At 64.2% G+C, this 17189-nt stretch carries 15 protein-coding genes and 4 tRNA genes; 12 read left to right on the plus strand and 7 right to left on the minus strand.

The window, feature by feature from the left end; all coding sequences use genetic code 11:
• Positions 1–147 precede the first annotated feature (147 nt).
• The 4 genes from P9239_RS08925 (at position 148) to P9239_RS08940 (ending at position 1148) form a co-directional block, all read left to right on the plus strand.
• Positions 148–223 (plus strand) — tRNA-Gly (locus tag P9239_RS08925).
• Positions 224–308: 85 nt separating this feature from the next.
• A tRNA-Gly gene (locus P9239_RS08930) sits at positions 309–384 on the plus strand.
• Between the two features lie 80 nt (positions 385–464).
• Positions 465–538: transfer RNA gene (locus P9239_RS08935), tRNA-Cys, on the plus strand.
• A gap of 115 nt (positions 539–653) precedes the next feature.
• Positions 654–1148: a GNAT family N-acetyltransferase gene (locus tag P9239_RS08940; protein ID WP_309750116.1), complete on the plus strand. Its 495-nt coding sequence runs from the start codon at positions 654–656 to the stop codon at positions 1146–1148.
• A 5-nt stretch (positions 1149–1153) separates the two neighbouring features.
• Here the strand turns inward: P9239_RS08940 and P9239_RS08945 are convergent, their stop codons facing one another.
• Both P9239_RS08945 and P9239_RS08950 read right to left on the minus strand, forming a co-directional pair.
• Positions 1154–2017 carry a cytochrome c oxidase assembly protein gene (locus tag P9239_RS08945; protein WP_309750117.1) on the minus strand — a complete coding sequence of 288 codons (864 nt, stop codon included), beginning with the start codon at positions 2015–2017 and terminating at the stop codon, positions 1154–1156.
• A gap of 2 nt (positions 2018–2019) precedes the next feature.
• On the minus strand, positions 2020–2652 hold the full coding sequence (locus P9239_RS08950; protein WP_309750118.1) for an SCO family protein: 633 nt from the start codon (positions 2650–2652) through the stop codon (positions 2020–2022).
• A gap of 294 nt (positions 2653–2946) precedes the next feature.
• On the opposite strand from P9239_RS08950, the gene otsB reads away from it, so the two are divergent.
• Entirely contained in the window at positions 2947–3699 is a 753-nt protein-coding gene (otsB, locus tag P9239_RS08955; protein WP_309750119.1) for a trehalose-phosphatase, read from the plus strand.
• Positions 3696–5078 carry an alpha,alpha-trehalose-phosphate synthase (UDP-forming) gene (otsA, locus tag P9239_RS08960; protein WP_309750120.1) on the plus strand — a complete coding sequence of 461 codons (1383 nt, stop codon included), beginning with the start codon at positions 3696–3698 and terminating at the stop codon, positions 5076–5078. The genes otsB and otsA overlap by 4 nt, the downstream gene beginning before the upstream one ends.
• A 54-nt stretch (positions 5079–5132) precedes the next feature.
• Here the strand turns inward: otsA and P9239_RS08965 are convergent, their stop codons facing one another.
• Complete coding sequence (locus tag P9239_RS08965) at positions 5133–7013, minus strand: ABC transporter ATP-binding protein (protein WP_309753951.1); 1881 nt, start codon at positions 7011–7013, stop codon at positions 5133–5135.
• Positions 7014–7822: 809 nt separating this feature from the next.
• Here P9239_RS08965 and P9239_RS08970 point away from each other — a divergent pair.
• The 3 genes from P9239_RS08970 (at position 7823) to P9239_RS08980 (ending at position 10462) form a co-directional block, all read left to right on the plus strand.
• Positions 7823–8884: a glycosyltransferase family 4 protein gene (locus tag P9239_RS08970; protein ID WP_309750121.1), complete on the plus strand. Its 1062-nt coding sequence runs from the start codon at positions 7823–7825 to the stop codon at positions 8882–8884.
• Positions 8885–9139: 255 nt separating this feature from the next.
• Entirely contained in the window at positions 9140–9937 is a 798-nt protein-coding gene (locus P9239_RS08975) for a hypothetical protein (protein ID WP_309750122.1), read from the plus strand.
• A gap of 51 nt (positions 9938–9988) precedes the next feature.
• The gene (locus P9239_RS08980) at positions 9989–10462 is read left to right on the plus strand and encodes a DUF2214 family protein (RefSeq protein ID WP_309750123.1); all 474 of its coding nucleotides are present in this window, start codon (positions 9989–9991) and stop codon (positions 10460–10462) included.
• Between the two features lie 94 nt (positions 10463–10556).
• Here the strand turns inward: P9239_RS08980 and P9239_RS08985 are convergent.
• The 4 genes from P9239_RS08985 to P9239_RS09000 form a co-directional block, all read right to left on the minus strand.
• Positions 10557–10631 (minus strand) — tRNA-Val (locus P9239_RS08985).
• A gap of 67 nt (positions 10632–10698) precedes the next feature.
• Positions 10699–11436, minus strand: a complete 738-nt coding sequence (gene dnaQ / locus P9239_RS08990) for a DNA polymerase III subunit epsilon (protein ID WP_309750124.1) — start codon at positions 11434–11436, stop codon at positions 10699–10701.
• A gap of 22 nt (positions 11437–11458) precedes the next feature.
• Entirely contained in the window at positions 11459–11920 is a 462-nt protein-coding gene (gene rnhA, locus P9239_RS08995; RefSeq protein WP_244846892.1) for a ribonuclease HI, read from the minus strand.
• Positions 11920–12723, minus strand: coding sequence for a methyltransferase domain-containing protein (locus P9239_RS09000; protein ID WP_309750125.1), 804 nt, complete (start codon positions 12721–12723; stop codon positions 11920–11922). The genes rnhA and P9239_RS09000 overlap by 1 nt, the downstream gene beginning before the upstream one ends.
• A 17-nt stretch (positions 12724–12740) precedes the next feature.
• On the opposite strand from P9239_RS09000, the gene gloB reads away from it, so the two are divergent.
• From gloB to P9239_RS09015, 3 genes are all read left to right on the plus strand, one after another.
• A complete protein-coding gene (gene gloB, locus P9239_RS09005) occupies positions 12741–13589 on the plus strand; it encodes a hydroxyacylglutathione hydrolase (RefSeq protein WP_309750126.1) in 849 nt (282 codons plus the stop codon).
• 148 nt (positions 13590–13737) lie between these two features.
• Positions 13738–15393 carry a transglycosylase SLT domain-containing protein gene (locus P9239_RS09010; protein WP_309750127.1) on the plus strand — a complete coding sequence of 552 codons (1656 nt, stop codon included), beginning with the start codon at positions 13738–13740 and terminating at the stop codon, positions 15391–15393.
• Between the two features lie 116 nt (positions 15394–15509).
• Positions 15510–16742 carry an MFS transporter gene (locus tag P9239_RS09015; protein ID WP_309750128.1) on the plus strand — a complete coding sequence of 411 codons (1233 nt, stop codon included), beginning with the start codon at positions 15510–15512 and terminating at the stop codon, positions 16740–16742.
• The last annotated feature ends 447 nt before the right edge of the window (positions 16743–17189 follow it).

Raw genomic sequence — 17189 nt, forward strand, 5'->3', positions numbered from 1 at the left:
CCGGCGCCGGCCCCATGCAAAAAATTGCGTCGAATGCGCATAAACCGCAGGCGAGACAGTTGACAGGCGGCTTTTCCTTCTACATAATCTCGTTTCTCTGATGCGCGACGCAAAGCAGCAAGCGAAGTGGCCAGGAAAGAAGTCCATGCGGGAGTAGCTCAGTTGGTAGAGCGCAACCTTGCCAAGGTTGAGGTCGCGAGTTCGAGACTCGTCTCCCGCTCCAGGTTTAGAAGTTTTCGGTGCAGGCAGCGCATGAGCGAAGCGGTATCGGAAACAGCAGTAGATAGCAAGCAGCAGCGCAGGATTACGCGGGAGTAGCTCAGTTGGTAGAGCGCAACCTTGCCAAGGTTGAGGTCGCGAGTTCGAGACTCGTCTCCCGCTCCAGTCAAAGGGGAAGCAACGCTTCCCTTTTTGTTTGGTGAGTCAGCCGGCGTCGTTCAACCGGTACGCACCACACCGCTTTCGGCGCGATAGCAAAGCGGTTATGCAGCGGCCTGCAAAGCCGTTTAGACCGGTTCGACTCCGGTTCGCGCCTCCACTTGAAAAGCCCTGATCCGTCAGGGCTTTTTCTTTATCGGCGCGTCATTCTGCACCGATGCAACCGGCCGCGCGGCATAATCGCAGGACGCCCGTGCGATCCGATCCCTATTCTCATGACCGACCAACTCTCCGACATTCAATGGCGCTGGAAGCCCTTCGACGACCTGACGCCCGCTGAAGTCTACGACATGCTCGCGGCCCGTAGCGCAGTGTTCGTCGTCGAGCAGAATTGCGTGTATGGCGACATCGACGGGCTCGATACGAACGCGTGGCATCTGCTCGCGTACGGAAGCGGCGAACAGCGCCCGCGTCTCGCCGGCTATCTGCGCGTGCTGCTGCCGGGCAATCCGGATGCGAGCGAGAAAGACGTGCGCATCGGACGCGTGCTGACGACCGCCGGGTTTCGCGGCATGAAGCTCGGAAACGCCATGCTCGAACGCGCGCTCAAACATATCCTCGAACAATGGCCGGACGAGCCGATCAGCCTGCACGCGCAGGCGCACTTGCAGCGGTTCTACGGCGCGTTCGGCTTTGTGCCGTCGTCGGGCGTCCACGACGAGGACGGCATCCCGCACGTATGGATGCGCCGTCCTGGTTTCGGGTCATGATCGGCTTATGACGCGATCACGCTGACCGGCTTGACGGGCGCCGCGCGCTCCTGACGCAGCCGCGAGCGCGCCGAGAGCCGTAGCCAGTGGCGCAGCGCGATCAACGCGCCGATCACGCTCATCATCGAGCCGGGAATCCACAGCAGCAAGCCGCCGATCTGCTGGTCGCGCATCGGTGTGATCCAGGTGAACGCGCGGCCGCAGATCGAATAGATCGGATACAGCTCGCGCGGCGTGAAGAAAATGAACGCGCCGAGAATGATCTGCGGCGGAATGGCGGCGATCACGACAAGAATGCGTCGTCCCGGCGCGAGACGCGCGGGCGGCGCGGGCCGCGGGTCCAGCACGAGCCACCAGAAGAGCAGGCCGTCGATCACCATGCTCCAGTTCATCACGCGATAAAGTCGGGCGTCGAGCATCGCCTTGAAGTGGATCGGCGACAGCAACCAGAAGTAGATCAGCCCGACGAACAGCAGCACGGCGACGGCCGGATTGAATACGACATCGAAGAACACACGCGCCGCTCGTGTCTCGGTGAACGGGCGCAGCCACCGTTGCCGCCAGGCGAACGGCACGCCCGCGCGCAGCGCCGCGCCGGGATACGACAGCGCGATCAAGAACGGCCCGAGGTGATGCAGCACCAGATGCTGCAGCCGATGCATGAAGAACTCGTGCTCGAAGAAGTAATCGAGCCGCGTATGCAGCGCCACATACAGCGCGCCCAGGCCCAGCCAGAAGGCGAAGTGCCGCGAGATCGACACCCGCGCATGCCGCGCGCCGCGCACGAACAGAACCGCGGCGACGAGCACGGCGATCACGACCGTCGGCGACGGCTCCCACGGGTCCAGCCAATACAAAAGCGTGCTCATGGTCACGCGTCCTTCGAATGAATGATGCGGCGCAGATCGGCGGCGATCGCGTCGATGGAATCGCGGTCGGTCGCTAGCAGGCGCGCGTGGCCGTCGCGATCGAAGATATAGACGCCTGAGCTGTGCGACACCTCGTAGGCGCCGTTCGGATCGCGCTTTTCCATCTGATACGCGATGCGATACCGCTGCGCGACGGCTTCGATGGCGCGGTCGCTGCCGGTCAGCCCGACGGCGTGCTTTTCGTCGAACGCGCGCACGTAAGCGCGCAAAAGCGGCGGCGTGTCCCGCGCCGGATCGACGGAGACGAACAAGACGCGCGCATTGTCCGCGTCCGGTCCGACGCGTTGCAGGACTTGCATCAGACGCGCCATCGTTTCGGGACAGACATCCGGGCAATGCGTGTAGCCAAAGTAGACGAGCGTCGTGTGACCGTCGAAGGAGCGGCCGGTGACGGGAGCGCCGCTGTCGTCGGTGAGCGAGAAATTCAGATCGGGCAAGTGTCCCGAAACGTCGGTCAGGTGCCACGGCTCTCCCGGCTGCGAGCACGCGGCCAGCGCCAGAAAAGCAAGCGGAGCGACAAAACGGCGCCAGCGCGCGGCCGGCGTCGGACGTGAAGCGGGGAACGGAGTGTGCATCGGAAGGATCGGGCCGCAAGGGGCGGCGGGCTTTGACGGCAGGAACATCTGTCGCAAAATACACGCCTTTGCGGCCGGAGGTGGCGCATGATCTACTTTGCGGACCATTTTTGAGACGATTTGCCGCACAATCCAGTCGCGCTGAAAGCTCGGTACAAGTCGAACGGAAGGCTCGCTGAAGGCGCGCGGGAGTTCGACCGGCTTTCCAGGCCGAAAGCTGACGCACGTAAGATGCGCACGATTCCGGGCGCTTGTGTGTGCGCCGTCAAAAGGGAAACCATAGGCCAATCATCGATGCAAATTCTTCCCGACTCCCTGTCTCTCACCGAGACCGCCTTCTTCTTCGATTTCGACGGCACGCTCGTCGAACTCGCGTCCACGCCCGATGGCATCTTCGTGCCGCGTTCGGTGCCGGATATCCTCGCCGCGCTGCGACGCGCGACCAACAACGCTGTCGCGGTCGTATCGGGGCGCGGTATCGACAATATCGACTCGTTTCTGCAGATTCCGGATCTGCCCGTCGCGGGGATGCACGGCGCCGAGCGCCGCGACGCGAACGGCGACGTCCAGCGCATCGGCTTCAACGACGCGCGGCTTCTGCGCATGGAGCACGTGCTGGAAGGCGTGGTGAGCGCGAATCCCGGCATGCTGCTCGAAATCAAGGGCGCGGCGCTCGCGCTGCACTATCGCAACGCGCCGGATCGCGAGCCGGCCGCGCGCGCGGCCGCCGAGCGCCTCGTCGCCGACTATGCCGATGCCTACGTGCTTCAGCCCGGCAAGATGGTCTACGAGATCAAGCCGAAGGACGTGGACAAGGGCCGCGCGTTGCGCGCCTTCATGGCCGAGCCGCCGTTCACGGGCCGAAAACCTGTCTTTATCGGCGACGACCTGACGGACGAGAAAGGCTTCGCGGTCGTCAATGAGTTCGATGGTCTCTCCATCAAAGTCGGCCCGGGCGATACGGTGGCGCGCGCGCGGATCGAATCCGTCGAGTTGCTGCTCGACTGGCTGCAAGTGATCGCGGGAACGGCGGGGAAGCACGCGTGAGCCGTCTGATTATTGTTTCGAACCGGGTCGCGCCAATTTCCGAGGGCGGTCCGGCGGCGGGCGGCCTGGCGGTCGGCGTGTACGACGCGCTCAAGGAAACCGGCGGCGTATGGTTCGGCTGGAGCGGCGAAGTGCTGTCCACGCCGCCCGACGCCATCACGCTGGAAGAGCACGGACCGGTGACGTTCGCGACCATCGGCCTCGTGCGGCGCGACTACGACCAGTACTACCGCGGTTTCTCGAACGCGACGCTCTGGCCCGCGTTTCACTATCGCCCTGATCTGATCGAGTTCGATCGCCACGAATACGACGGCTATTGCCGCGTGAATCACTGGCTCGCCGCGCGGCTCGCGCCGCTGCTCCGGCCCGACGATGTCATCTGGGTTCACGACTATCACCTGATTCCGTTCGCGCAGGCGCTCCGCGCGCTCGGCGTCGAGAATCGCATCGGCTTCTTCCTGCATATTCCGTTTCCCGCGTCGCAGATTCTGTTGAGCGTGCCGCGTCATCGCGAACTGGTCGAGGCGCTTTGCGCGTTCGATCTGCTCGGCTTTCAGACAGAGCCGGACGTGCGCGCTTTTTGCGATTACGTCGAGACGGAAGCGGACGGCGCGCTCACGCGGCACGCGGGCAAGCCTGTCGAGATTCGCGCGTTCGGCCAGACGCTGAAGGCGGCGGCGTATCCCATCGGCGTGTACCCGGACGAAGTGCGCGCGCTGGCGAAAGACGGCGAGGGCGGGCGCGACGTGCAGATCGTCAAGGAGACGCTGCACCAGCGCAAGCTCGTGATGAGCGTGGACCGGCTGGATTACTCGAAGGGGCTCGTCGAGCGGTTTCGTGCGTTCGAGCGCCTCTTCGAGCACGATCCCGAGCAGCGCAACAACGTGTCCCTGCTTCAGATCGCGCCGCCGACGCGCACGGATGTCGAAGCCTACCGCGACATCCGCCAGCAACTCGAAGCGGAATCGGGGCGCATCAACGGGCGGTACGCCGAGTTGGACTGGACGCCGATCCGCTATATCCATCGGCAGTACGAGCGGCCCGTGCTCGCGGCGCTGTTTCGCGAGGCGCATGTCGGCCTCGTCACGCCGCTGCGCGACGGCATGAACCTCGTCGCGAAGGAGTACGTGTCCGCGCAAAATCCGGACGATCCCGGCGTGCTCGTGCTTTCGCAGTTTGCGGGCGCGGCGCGCGAGCTGACGGCGGCGCTCATCGTGAATCCGCTCGACATAGACGGCATGGCCGACGCGCTCGCCACCGCGCTCACAATGCCGCTCGACGAACGCCGGGCGCGGCATCGCGAGATGTACGGGCAATTGCGCGACAACAATGTATCGGTGTGGCGCGACAACTTCCTGCGCGACCTGAAGGCGCGATAGACGCAAAAAAGCCGCGTTTCCCGATCAGGAAACGCGGCTTTTTTGATACTCGCGTCAGGCCGGCTGCTTGTGCGGCGTTGCGACGATGGAGGGTAGCTTGCCGTGCTGCTTCGCCAGGAGTTCGCGATACAGCCCCGGACGCTCGCGCAGTTCTTGCGGCGAGCCGTCGTCGATCACGCGCCCTGCGCTCATCACGATGATGCGGTCGAAGTTCTGCAGCGTCGACAGGCGGTGCGCAATGGCGATCACCGTGCGGCCGACCATCAGCCGGTCGAGCGCCTGCTGGATCGCTTCCTCGGAGGCGCTGTCGAGCGCGGATGTGGCTTCGTCGAGCAGCAGAATCGGCGCGTTCTTCAGAATCGCCCGTGCGATGGCGATCCGCTGGCGCTGACCGCCCGACAGCTTCACGCCGCGATCGCCGACGATCGTATCGAAGCCTTCCGGCATCGCCTCGATGAAGTCGGTGCAGCGCGCCTCGCGTGCGGCGGCGAGCACTTCCTCGCGGCTCGCGTCCGGACGCCCATAAGCGATGTTCTCGAACACCGTGCGATGAAACAGCGAAATATCCTGCGGCACGAGCGCAATGGCGTGACGCAAGCTGTCTTGCGTGATGCCGGCGATATCCTGACCGTCGATCTTGATGCTGCCTTTCTGCGTCTCGTAAAAGCGTTGCAGGAGCGCGAGCACCGTGGACTTGCCCGCGCCCGACTTGCCGATCAGGCCGACGCGCTGCCCCGGCTCGATATGCAGATGGAAGTTGTCGAGAATCGGGCGGCGGCGCGGATACGCGAACGTCACGCCTTCGAAATCGACGCGCCCGCCTTGCGGCACGAGTTCCGTCGCATCCGAACGATCCGGCATGCCGTGCGGTTCCAGCAGCGTCTGCACGGCTTCGGCGAGACGCGCGACGTGCTGCGTTACATCGACGAGCGCGACGGCGAGATCACGCGTGCCGTGCAGGATGGTGAAGCCGAGCGAGCTGACGAGCACGATGTCGCCCGAGGTCGCGCGGCCTTGCGACCATAGCCAAAGCGCCCAGCCGAGCAAACCAGCGGAGAGAATCGCGGTGACCACGGCGTGAAAGAGCCGCAGCTTTTCGAGGTAGAGCAGGCTCTGCTGACGCGCCACCATTTCGGCCTTGACCGTCGAGCCGAAACGTTTTTGCTCGCGGAACGTCATGCCGAACGCGCGCACGAGCGCCATGTTGCCGATCACGTCGACCAGTTCGCCGTCCACCGACGCCGCCTTCGATGCGAAGCTGTGATGCCGCGCCGAGCCGCGCTTCGCGAGCCGATAGAGCACGAGCGCGAGAATGAGGGAGGCGGCCATCAGACCGGCGGCCATCAGCGGATTGACCGCGACGATCATCACGATCGCGCCCAGCACCGCGATGCACGGCGGCAGGACGTTCCAGGCCATCACGTTTTCGGACGTGTAAATGGCGTTCGAGGTCGCGGTGATGCGGCTCGCGAGCATGCCGGGCTGCTTCTCGGAGAAATACGTCGGCGAATGCCCGGACAAGTACGAGAACAGATCTTTGCGCAGATCGCCCGTGACGATCACGAACACGTGCGCGCCGACCCAGCCGCCGACCCGCCACAGCAGGTTGTCCGCGGCGATCAGGCCGACGAGGATCATGAACGCGCCCCAGAGCGGGCCGGGGTGGCCGCGCCCTTGACCGAGCACGTCGATCAGATGCTTGATCGCGTATTGCGATGCGAGGGCGCACCCGACGGCCGCGAACACGCTCGCGAGCACGATGGCATGGGCGATCGGATGCCGGCGGATGTAGCGCATCAGGAACGCGAGCGGACGGTGCGCATAGCTCGCGAGCTTGGCGTTGTGCGCGTTACGCTGGGAGACGGTGAGTTGGTCCAATGGTCTTTTTGGGTCGTAAAGCGGTTGAGCGTGTGCTGCGCCTTCGGGCGATGCCATGCGGATGCACTGTCTGTCCGATGCGTCGGCGTGGCCGGCGCGATCGACATCGACACCGAGGCGGCGCGGCGCCGTCTCCATCGCTGAATTGTAGCCAGTAACCGCGCGTGCGCACGTCGTTCAGGCAAATGATGCGCGGCGGATGTTGCCGTCCGTACACCGCTTCGCGCCTTGCCTGGAACCAAAGGCACGTCACATCGGGCTTGGGCGCGCATTGTAAGCATATCGCGCGCAATTTTGCGATGAAACGTCGGCTGTCGTTGCCCGCAGCGCTTGAGGCGCTGCGGCGGGAAGCGTCTGCGCGGCAGCGTCGATACAAGCACGGGTTGCGCCAGCATCGCGGATCGATCTCCGTGGATGAAACAGTGCGAGCTTCCTCCCGTGCACTGCGGCGGCACGTGCTCCAATGTAGAACAACCTTAATAAACAGGGGTTTGCCAAATGTTTCCCCGGTGTAACAAGGTAAATAAGTTGAAATGACTGCCGGTCGGTGCTGTAAAAGGCTCCATAATTCGCTCCGGGTTTTCACCGAGTTTTTTTGACAGCTTTCTGTAGGAAGTCGTCAACCGCCGAAGGCCGAGTGCGTTTATTGCTGAGCGCGGCGGATTTTGAGATATGGCTCCGAAGTTGCTTTGTCCGATCGCCGCGCCGGAGCCAGTGGTCAGCGACCACGCTTTTTCACTCGAGCACCAGCCGTTGCGCCGCCGCGCTGCGCCGTGACCCGCTTTCGCCCGAGCCGAGCGATTCGCTCCCGACGTCGAACATGACAGCCGTACCTTGCCTGACCTTTTATTAGGAGTTTCACGACCATGCGAATCGCTCAAATCGCGCCCCTCCACGAGGCTGTTCCGCCGAAGCTCTACGGCGGCACGGAACGCGTGGTGTCCTATCTGACCGAGGCTCTTGTCGAGGCCGGACACGACGTCACGCTCTTCGCGAGCGGTGATTCGCAAACGTCCGCGAAGCTCGAAGCCTTCTGGCCGCAAGCGCTGCGTCTCGACCCGACCATCCGCGACACGATGGCGCCGCACATGCTGCTGCTCGAAGAAGTCCGCCGCCGCGCCGACGAATTCGACGTGCTGCACTTCCATATCGACTATTACCCGTTCTCGCTGTTCGCGCGCCAGCCGGTGCCGTTCCTGACGACGATGCACGGCCGTCTCGACCTGCCGGAACTGCAGCCGATCTTCAACACGTTCAACGACGTGCCCGTGGTGTCGATTTCCGACAACCAGCGCCAGCCGTTGCCGCAGGCCAACTGGCTGTCGACGGTGTACCACGGTCTGCCGGAAAACCTGCTCACGCCGATTCCGAACGTGAAGCCCGGCTATCTCGCCTTCCTCGGCCGCATCTCGCCGGAAAAGCGCGTGGATCGCGCCATTCGCATCGCGCAGGCCGCGGGCATGAAGATCAAGATCGCCGCGAAGCTGGACAAGGCCGACCGCGCTTACTACGAAGAAGAGATCAAGCCGCTCTTCGCGCTGCCGCACGTCGAGTACATCGGTGAAATCAGCGAGGCCGAGAAGACCGAGTTCCTCGGCAACGCGCATGCGCTGCTGTTCCCGATCGACTGGCCGGAGCCCTTCGGCCTCGTGATGATCGAGGCGATGGCCTGCGGCACGCCGGTAATCGCGTTCAATCGCGGCTCGGTGCCGGAAGTGATCGAAAACGGCGTGTCGGGCTTCGTCGTGGAAGACGAACTGTCGGCGATCGCCGCCGTGAAGCGCCTCGACTCGCTGTCGCGCGCGAAGGTTCGCGAGACGTTCGAGACGCGCTTCTCGTCGAAGGTGATGGCGGCGCGCTACGTGCAGAACTACGAAGAACTGCTGCGCCAGAAGCGCCGCACCGTTTTGCGCGAAGCCAACGCCTGATAGCCGTCCGCTGTTCTGTGGCCGCAGCGATGCGGCCCTGACAACGCCCCGCGCGCCGAAAGGTGCGCGGGGCGTTGTCGTAATGGCACAGTCGCGTCGCAATATGAACGCCGCGCGAACTACGCGATGCGAAACCGGTGACGGCCTCCGTAATCTCCCTATAATGTCCGAGCTTTGCGCAACGCAAGGCGCATTTGCCGTCCGCGCACACCGACAAGCGGCGGCAAGCCTCATTCGTGGACAGGAGCGCACCCTTTGGCGAGAACCAAGCAAACCAGCGCGAGCCCCGCACCGGGCGCAGGCACTCTGTTCGCGCTGCGGGCCATCGGCGTAATTCTGGCGGCCCGGTGGGCGCTGTCGATGTCGCAGATGGGCTACGTCTCTTCGCTGCGCGCGATGACCTCTTCGCCGTGGGCGTGTGTCAATCTCGTCCTGATCTTCCTTCTGATCGTGTTGCCCGGCGCGAAGCCGCGCCTGGAGCGTCCGCTGCATCCGTTGCCGCAGTGGCTTCGGCAGGCGCTGCGCCTGCTCGCGCTGCTCACGTTCGGTTTCGCGGTGTTTTCGGTCGGCGCATTCGTGTGGATGTCGGGCTGGCGCCGCTTCGTGCATGCGTTGGCGGAAAGCAACGGCTGGCTCGCGGTCGCGCCCGCGCTGTATGCGGTCGTCATGTGGATTTGCCGGCCGCGCGCGTTGTGGCGCACGAACATCGCGGCGCGGCGCTTCGCCATCGGGCGTTATGCGATTTCGCTGGACCCGGTCACGCGCACCGCGATGGTCTGGGCCGAGAGCCGCAAGCTCGGCCAGTACGACGCACGCGAGCTCTCGGTGAAATGGCCTGTCCTGGCGGCATCGACGCAGCTCGCCGCAGCACCGGTGGCACCGAACGGCATTGCGCGCCGAAGCTGGTTATCGCGACGCCCCAAGGTCGAATTGCTGTGGGATTCGCCCGCCGCGGCGGGCCACAATCGCACGACCGTCTTTCGCGCGCCGCTTTCCAGCGAAAGCGACCGCAGCGCCGCGCGCGCGCTCGACGCAACGTTGAGCCAGGTCTGACTCGCATCACGTAGAGCCGTACGTCTTTCTTGTCGATCGTGGGAGGAAAGGATGCTCACACGTTGGTTGCTCGCCGCGCTTCATCTGCTCGCTTTCGGCTTCGCGCTCGCCTCGGTGCTCGCGCGTGCGCGCGCGTTGCGCCGGCTGGATGCGGCGGAATCAGTGCAAGCAAACGCGCTGCGACTACGGGATGTGTTCCGCTCAGACGCGGTATGGGGCATTACGGCTGCGGTGCTGATCGTAACCGGCCTGATGCGCGCATTCGGCGGCTTCGAGAAGGGCGGGGCGTACTATCTGCACGAGCCGCTCTTTCACCTGAAGATGACCGCGCTCGTGGTCATTCTGCTTATCGAAGTCTCGCCGATGCTCGCGCTGATCCGCCGGCGCGCGGCGCTGGCGCAGGGCGGGGCGATCGACCTCACGCGTGCGCGCCGCTTCGCGTGGATGAGCGACCTCGAAGCGGCGCTTGTGATGGTGATGGTGATCGCAGCGAGCGGGATGGCGCGGGGCGTCTGGGCGACTTGACTGCGTGGTGCTCGCGCGGAAATGAAAAAGGCCCAAGTCGCTAGACTTGGGCCTTTTGATCTTCGGTGTCTTGGCATTACCAGCACCAGAATTCTGGTGGGTAGTACTGGGATCGAACCAGTGACCCCTGCCGTGTGAAGGCAGTGCTCTACCGCTGAGCTAACCACCCGAAGAGATTGAGATTATGTCAGGACTATCTCGTCTCGTAAAGCGATTCTTTAAGCAATTTCGAAAAATTATGCGGCGACCGCATCCGGCTCGGTCTGCGGCGCTTGCGTGCGCCAGACGCTCGTGCCCTTGAGCGCCTTGTCTAGGTCGTTCAGCACCGCTTCGTGCGCGGCGAGTTCTTCGCCGCTCGCCACGATCACCGGCAGATCGAGGTCGTCCAGCGCGATGCGCGGCGCAGTCGTCGCGCCCTCCGCTTGCGTGTCGCCCAGCATGTCGATAACGAGGCTTTCCTGGCCGCGCGTCATCGCCAGATAGACCTCGGCGAGCAGTTCCGAGTCGAGCAGCGCGCCGTGCAGCGTGCGATGCGCGTTGCTGATGCCGAAGCGGTCGCACAGTGCATCGAGCGAATTGCGCTTGCCGGGGAACATCTGCTTCGCGTGCGCGAGCGAGTCGATCACGCCGGCGCATATCTCGGACACCTTCGGCAGACCGAGCAGCGCGAATTCCATGTCGAGAAAGCCGATATCGAAAGGCGCGTTGTGGATGATCAGTTCCGCGCCCTCGATGAAGTCGCGCAGTTGCGCGGCGATTTCCGCGAACTTCGGCTTGTCGCTCAGGAATTCGGTCGTGAGGCCGTGCACCGCCAGCGCGCCGGGGTCGCTGTCACGTTCCGGATTGACGTAGAGGTGCAGGTTGTTGCCCGTCAGCCGCCGATTGATCAGCTCGACGCAGCCGATTTCGATGATCCTGTCGCCCGTGCGAGCGTTCAGGCCGGTGGTTTCAGTGTCCAGTATCAGTTGGCGCATGAGATTCGTGTCAGTGCTGCGTTCAGCTTTCGGCGAGCGATGTCACGCCGCGATTGGCGAGCGCATCGGCGCGTTCGTTTTCGGGATGCCCGGCGTGTCCTTTGACCCAGCGCCATTCGATCTGATGCTGCGCGACGAGCGCGTCGAGGCGCTTCCATAAGTCGGCGTTCTTCACGGGTGTCTTGGCGGCCGTCATCCAGTTCTTCTTCTTCCAGCCGTGAATCCACTCGCTGATGCCTTTCTGCACGTATTGCGAGTCGGTATGGATCACGGCGTGGCACGGCCGCTTCAACGCTTCTAGCGCGGCGATCACGGCCATCAGTTCCATGCGGTTGTTCGTGGTCGCGGCCTCGCCGCCGAACAGTTCCTTTTCGAGCGAGCCGAAACGCAGTAGCGCGCCCCAGCCGCCCGGACCGGGATTGCCTTTGCAGGCGCCGTCAGTATAGATGTCGATTACTTTGGCCGATGCGGATTCGTCAGTCATCAATGCTCGTTGCGAGTGTGCGGGGCCGCGACCGGAGCGAGTCCGGGCGCGAGCGCGGGTTTCTTCAGCTTGCGTGGACCGATGAGCCGCATGCCGCGCACGCGCTTCACCGCCGTGATCATGTAGGCAGCGCCGAAGATGGGCCACCAGCGGTCGCCGGCGGGCTCCATGAACTCGTAACGCTGCAGCCACTTGTCCGTCAGCAGCGGCGGACGATAACAGCCGAAGCGCCCGCGTTCAAGGTCGAAGCCGAGCAGCTTGATCCAGTCCTTGATGCGCGTGAACGCGATCATGTCGTGCGCTTCCGGCACGAACGGGCGTCCTGCCACCTTGCCGAGCGACTGCCGCGCGCCCCACAGACTCAGCGAGTTGAAGCCGAGAATGATCAATTGTCCCTCGGGCACGAGCACGCGCTCGGCTTCGCGCAGTAGCCGGTGCGGATCGCGCGAAAATTCGAGCGTATGCGGCAGCACTAGCAGGTCAACGCTCTGCGCTTCGAACGGCAGATCCAGAAATTCGCACCACACGGTGCTGCGGCCGGCCGGCGCGCTTGCGCGGCGGCCGGGCGTGCGCGGCAGCGTGAACGGGGCGCTTGCGCCGCTTTCCGCGTCCAGCACCAGCGCGCGCCCGGTCATGCGATTCTCGCGCAGCGCGTCCAGTTGCGGCATGCCGAGCTGAAGCGCGTGATAGCCGAAGATGTCGCAGACCACGCGGTCGAGCTGCGCCTGCTCCCAATCAAGCACGTAGCGTCCCGGCGCGGAGTTCGTCCAGGCGGGCCAGTCTATAATCGCTCGGTCAGACATGTTCGGATGCCGCGTAGATGATCGCCATGGATTCGTTTGCTGAAGATTCGTCCAAACGCGCGCCCAGGCGCGAACTCGAGTACGTGCCGGTCCCGGCCTTCGACGACAACTACATCTGGCTCGTGTCGGATTCGCGCGATGCCGTCGTGATCGACCCGGGCGACGCCGCGCCCGTCGAGGCGTATCTCGCCGAACGCGGCTGGCGGCTGACCGCTATTTTACTCACGCACCATCATCGCGACCATGTCGGCGGTGTGAAAGCATTGCTCGATAGCCGTTCGGACGAGGGCATTCCGGTGTACGGCCCGGCTGGCGAGCGCATCGAGCATCTGACCGAGCGGCTCGCGGGCGGGGACGCGGTGCGCATCGCCCAGCCCGCCCTCGAATTTAGCGTCATGGACGTGCCCGGGCACACGGCTGGCCATATCGCCTATTTTCAGGAAGACGACGGCAGCGGCACACCGCATGTCTTTTGCGGCGACACGCTGTTCGCGAGCGGCTGCGGACGTCTCTTCGAAGGCACGCCGCAGCAGATGCTCAGGTCGCTGGACGCGCTTGCCGCGCTTCCCGACAAGACGCTCGTGCACTGCGCGCATGAGTACACGCTGTCGAACATTCGCTTCGCGCGGGCCTGCGAGCCGGACAGCGCGGCGCTCTCGCGGTGGAGCGGCGAAGCGCAAGCGCTGCGCGCCGCCGGCAAGCCGACGCTGCCGACGACGATTGCGCACGAAAAGGCGGTAAATCCTTTCTTGCGCGTCGATCAGCCGGCGATTTACGCGGCGCTCGTCTCCCAGTTTGGCGAGGCCATCGACGGCCGCACGGAAGCGTTTCGCCTGCTGCGCAGCTGGAAAGACAACTTCCGCTGAAAGCGGGAACTTAATCCGATACTTTAGGAACGGCGATAGATGCAAGATTTTGCAGGGGTTTTACGCGCATTCTTATTGACGTCCTAAGTTCGGTTCCGTACTATCGGCTCCAAATTTCCAAGCATATCTTTTGGAAGCCGAGACGTTCATGCGACTAACTTTAAGTGCGCTATCCGTCCTGACGCTGGCCGCGTGTGCCAGCCAGGGGCCGACAGCGCCCGCCTCCGATCCAACATCCGCTACTTCCACCGCCGCCTCGCAGCAACAAGTCGCCGACACGATTCGCCGCACCGCAGCCGCCAAGGAAACCATCAACGTCGACAAGACGCCTGTCACTTCGCTCGCGGGTTCCGCGGATCTGTGGAGTCGCATTCGCAATGGTTTCCAGATTCCGGACCTGCAGAGCGATCTCGTCGACATGCAGGTGAACTGGTACTCGCAGCGCCCCGATTACGTCGAGCGCATGACCACGCGCTCGCAAAAGTACCTGTATCACATCGTCGAGGAACTGGAGCAGCGTCATATGCCGACGGAACTGGCGCTTCTGCCGTTCATCGAGTCGGCGTACAACCCGCAGGCGCTCTCGGTGGCGAAGGCGGCCGGCATGTGGCAGTTCGTACCGGGCACCGGCCGCGACTACAACCTCAAGCAGAACATGTGGCAGGACGAGCGCCGGGACGTGCTCGCGTCGACGAGCGCCGCGCTCGACTATCTCTCGCGTCTGCATGACATGTTCGGCGACTGGCATCTGGCGCTCGCCGCGTACAACTGGGGCGAGGGCAATGTGCAGCGGGCAATCGCGCGCAATGAAGCGGCCGGTTTGCCGACCGACTACGAAAGCCTGCGCATGCCCAACGAGACGCGCAATTACGTGCCGAAGTTGCAGGCCGTCAAGAACATCGTGTCGAATCCGCAGCAGTACGGTCTCGCGCTGCCGGACATTCCGAATCACCCGTATTTCGTCACGGTCACGACCGCGCGCGATATCGACGTGACCATGGCCGCGAAGCTCGCCGGCATGAGCGTCGAGGAATTCCGGTCGCTCAATCCGTCGTTCGCGAAGCCGGTCATTCTCGGCGCGACCAACCCACAGATCCTCCTGCCGTTCGACAACGCCGCTACGTTCCAGCGCAACCTCGGTTCGTACACGGGCGCGTTGTCGTCGTGGACCACCTACACGGTGACGGAACGCGCGCGGCCCGCGGCCATCGCGGAAAAGATCGGCGTCGACGCGGACACGCTCATGTCGGTCAACCGCATTCCGGCGGGCATGCGCCTGAAGCCGGGATCGACCATCGTCGTGCCGCGCACGGACGATGACGACGAAGACATCAGCGCCGACGTCGCCGCCAACGCCATGCTGGCCGTGGAGCGCGACGTGCCCGACACGCGCAAGATGGCCATTCGCGTGCGCCGCAAGCAGTCCATCGCGACGCTGGCGGACCGTTACAACGTGTCGGTCGCGCAGGTGCGCGCGTGGAACCATACGCATCGCGATATGTTCATGCCCGGTCAGGTCGTCGTGCTGCATGTTCCGTACGGTCGTCCCGTGCCGGCCGAGCCGGGTCCGGCGCGCATCGAGACGGTGGCGGCATCGAGCCGTTCGTCGGGCGGCGTCAGCAAAATCGGCACGCGTGTCACCGCTAAAACGCCGCATGGCAAGGCGCCGGGACATACGCTCACGCGCGTGTCGGCGACCGTTTCGCCGAAGACAGGCGTGTCGGTCAAGCCCGCGGCCACCGCGGCCAAGGCAGAAAAACACACCGCTGCCCATTCGGCCAGTTCGAAGGCGAAGAAGAAGTAAGGGCAGGGCGGCTCGCGGGTTCCGCTTATCCCACGCCGTCACCAAGGTGACGGCGTTTTCATTTGGTGACGCAGTTAAACTGGCGTTCCAAAAGAAATCGAACAACATTCCAGCGCATGCCGTCTTCCGTTCGTCTCCGGGTGTTTCTTCTCTTCGCCGCCGGATACTTCGTCTCCTACGTGTTCCGCGGCGTCAACCTCGGTTTTGCGCCGCTCATCACGCACGATCTCGGTCTGTCCGCCGCCGATCTCGGCTTGCTGACCTCGCTCTATTTCATCGGCTTCGCGATTGCGCAGATCCCGGTCGGCGTGCTGCTCGACCACTACGGGCCGCGCCGCGTCACCGCCGGCATGCTCGTTTTCGCGGCAGCCGGCATCTGGACGTTCGGGGCGTCGCACGGGCTAGGCGGATTGATGGTGGGGCGCTTGCTGATCGGCGTGGGCGTGTCCGTCTGTCTCAGCGCAGCGTTCAAGGCGTCCGCGCAACATTTTCCGGTCGCGCGGCTGCCACTCGTCAACGGCTTCACGATGGCCGTGGGAGGACTCGGCGGCGTGGTCGTCGGATCGCCGCTGGCGTCGCTGCTGCAAACGACGACATGGCGGCAGGTGTCGATCGGCCTCGGCGTATTCACGCTCGTCGTCGCGGCAGTCATCGCGCTGTTCGCGCCGCGCAACGCCGACACGCATCATCAGGCCGATGTCATCAGCCAGTTCAAGGGCACGTGGCATATCCTGAAGAGCGGCGCCTTTTGGAAGATCGCGTCTTTTTCGGTCGTCACGCAGGGCGTGTTCTACGCGATGCAATCGCTCTGGATCCGGCCGTATCTGCTGGATGTGATGAACCTGACGCCCGCGCACGCCGCCGCGCTCGTGTCGGTGCTCGGCTTCGCGATGATGCTCGGATGCGTCGGCTTCGGCGCGGCGGCGCGCGGCATGGAGCGGCGCGGCGTGTCCGTCTACGCGTTCTGCGGCGTCGGCATGGCGCTGTATGTACTGGTGCAAATGTTGATGGTGCTGCGCGTGCCGCTGCCGCCCGCCGCGCTGCTGGCTGCATACGGCGTGTTCGGCGGCACCGGCATTCTGAGCTACGCGGTGATGGCGGAGTATTTTCCGTCGCACATGATCGGGCGGGCGACGACCACGCTCACGCTGGTGATTTTCCTGCTGATCTTCGGGTTCCAGGTCGGCGTGGGCGCGGTTCTTTCGCGTTGGACGCCAGAAGGCGGTCACTATCCGGCAGCCGCGCATGTGACGGTGTGGAGCGTGCTCATCGCGTTGCAATTGGCGAGTGCGGTCTGGTACGTGTTGCCGAGCCGCGTACTCCATAAGACCGAGCGGACCGCATCGTAGACGGATAGCAAGAAGGTGCGGCGGAAGACCGGCGGCAACTTTCGCGCGGTCACTGCCTGCCGCCGCGCACGTGACGGTCTGAGGCGCGCCCATCGCATGGCAGTTCCCAGGCGCCGTCTGGCACTTGCTGCCGAGCCGCGTGCTGCGCACGCCTGGGCGGACGGCATCGTACGGTGTCGCGAGAAACTGCGGCGCGGGGCAAGCGGAGACTTCCGAAATGTGGCGAAACGTCTGATTTCACGCTATAATTCGAAGGTTTGAGCATATCAACCCGCACCCTAGCGCCTACCTCCCATACACCGTCGTTCGCTGCACCTGGCAGCGCGCGCTGCACGCCGCAATCGTCCGCTTCGAAACCTTGTTCGCTCCCGTGAGCGAGCCCGTCCGAGCCGCGATTCCCGGGTTTCCCGCGTGTCAGCCGCCGCCCTCGTGCAAGGATGCCCGCGC

This window comes from Caballeronia sp. LZ062 (assembly GCF_031450785.1).
GTDB lineage: Bacteria > Pseudomonadota > Gammaproteobacteria > Burkholderiales > Burkholderiaceae > Caballeronia.

Coding starts and splice junctions, on each gene's coding strand:
- P9239_RS08940 (WP_309750116.1), top strand. CDS start 654: ATGACCGACCAACTCTCCGACATTCAATGGCGCTGGAAGCCCTTCGAC.
- P9239_RS08980 (WP_309750123.1), top strand. CDS start 9,989: ATGCTCACACGTTGGTTGCTCGCCGCGCTTCATCTGCTCGCTTTCGGC.
- P9239_RS09000 (WP_309750125.1), bottom strand. CDS start 12,723: ATGTCTGACCGAGCGATTATAGACTGGCCCGCCTGGACGAACTCCGCG.
- P9239_RS08970 (WP_309750121.1), top strand. CDS start 7,823: ATGCGAATCGCTCAAATCGCGCCCCTCCACGAGGCTGTTCCGCCGAAG.
- P9239_RS08950 (WP_309750118.1), bottom strand. CDS start 2,652: ATGCACACTCCGTTCCCCGCTTCACGTCCGACGCCGGCCGCGCGCTGG.
- P9239_RS08945 (WP_309750117.1), bottom strand. CDS start 2,017: ATGAGCACGCTTTTGTATTGGCTGGACCCGTGGGAGCCGTCGCCGACG.
- P9239_RS09010 (WP_309750127.1), top strand. CDS start 13,738: ATGCGACTAACTTTAAGTGCGCTATCCGTCCTGACGCTGGCCGCGTGT.
- P9239_RS09015 (WP_309750128.1), top strand. CDS start 15,510: ATGCCGTCTTCCGTTCGTCTCCGGGTGTTTCTTCTCTTCGCCGCCGGA.
- dnaQ (WP_309750124.1), bottom strand. CDS start 11,436: ATGCGCCAACTGATACTGGACACTGAAACCACCGGCCTGAACGCTCGC.
- otsB (WP_309750119.1), top strand. CDS start 2,947: ATGCAAATTCTTCCCGACTCCCTGTCTCTCACCGAGACCGCCTTCTTC.
- gloB (WP_309750126.1), top strand. CDS start 12,741: ATGATCGCCATGGATTCGTTTGCTGAAGATTCGTCCAAACGCGCGCCC.
- P9239_RS08965 (WP_309753951.1), bottom strand. CDS start 7,013: ATGGCATCGCCCGAAGGCGCAGCACACGCTCAACCGCTTTACGACCCA.
- rnhA (WP_244846892.1), bottom strand. CDS start 11,920: ATGACTGACGAATCCGCATCGGCCAAAGTAATCGACATCTATACTGAC.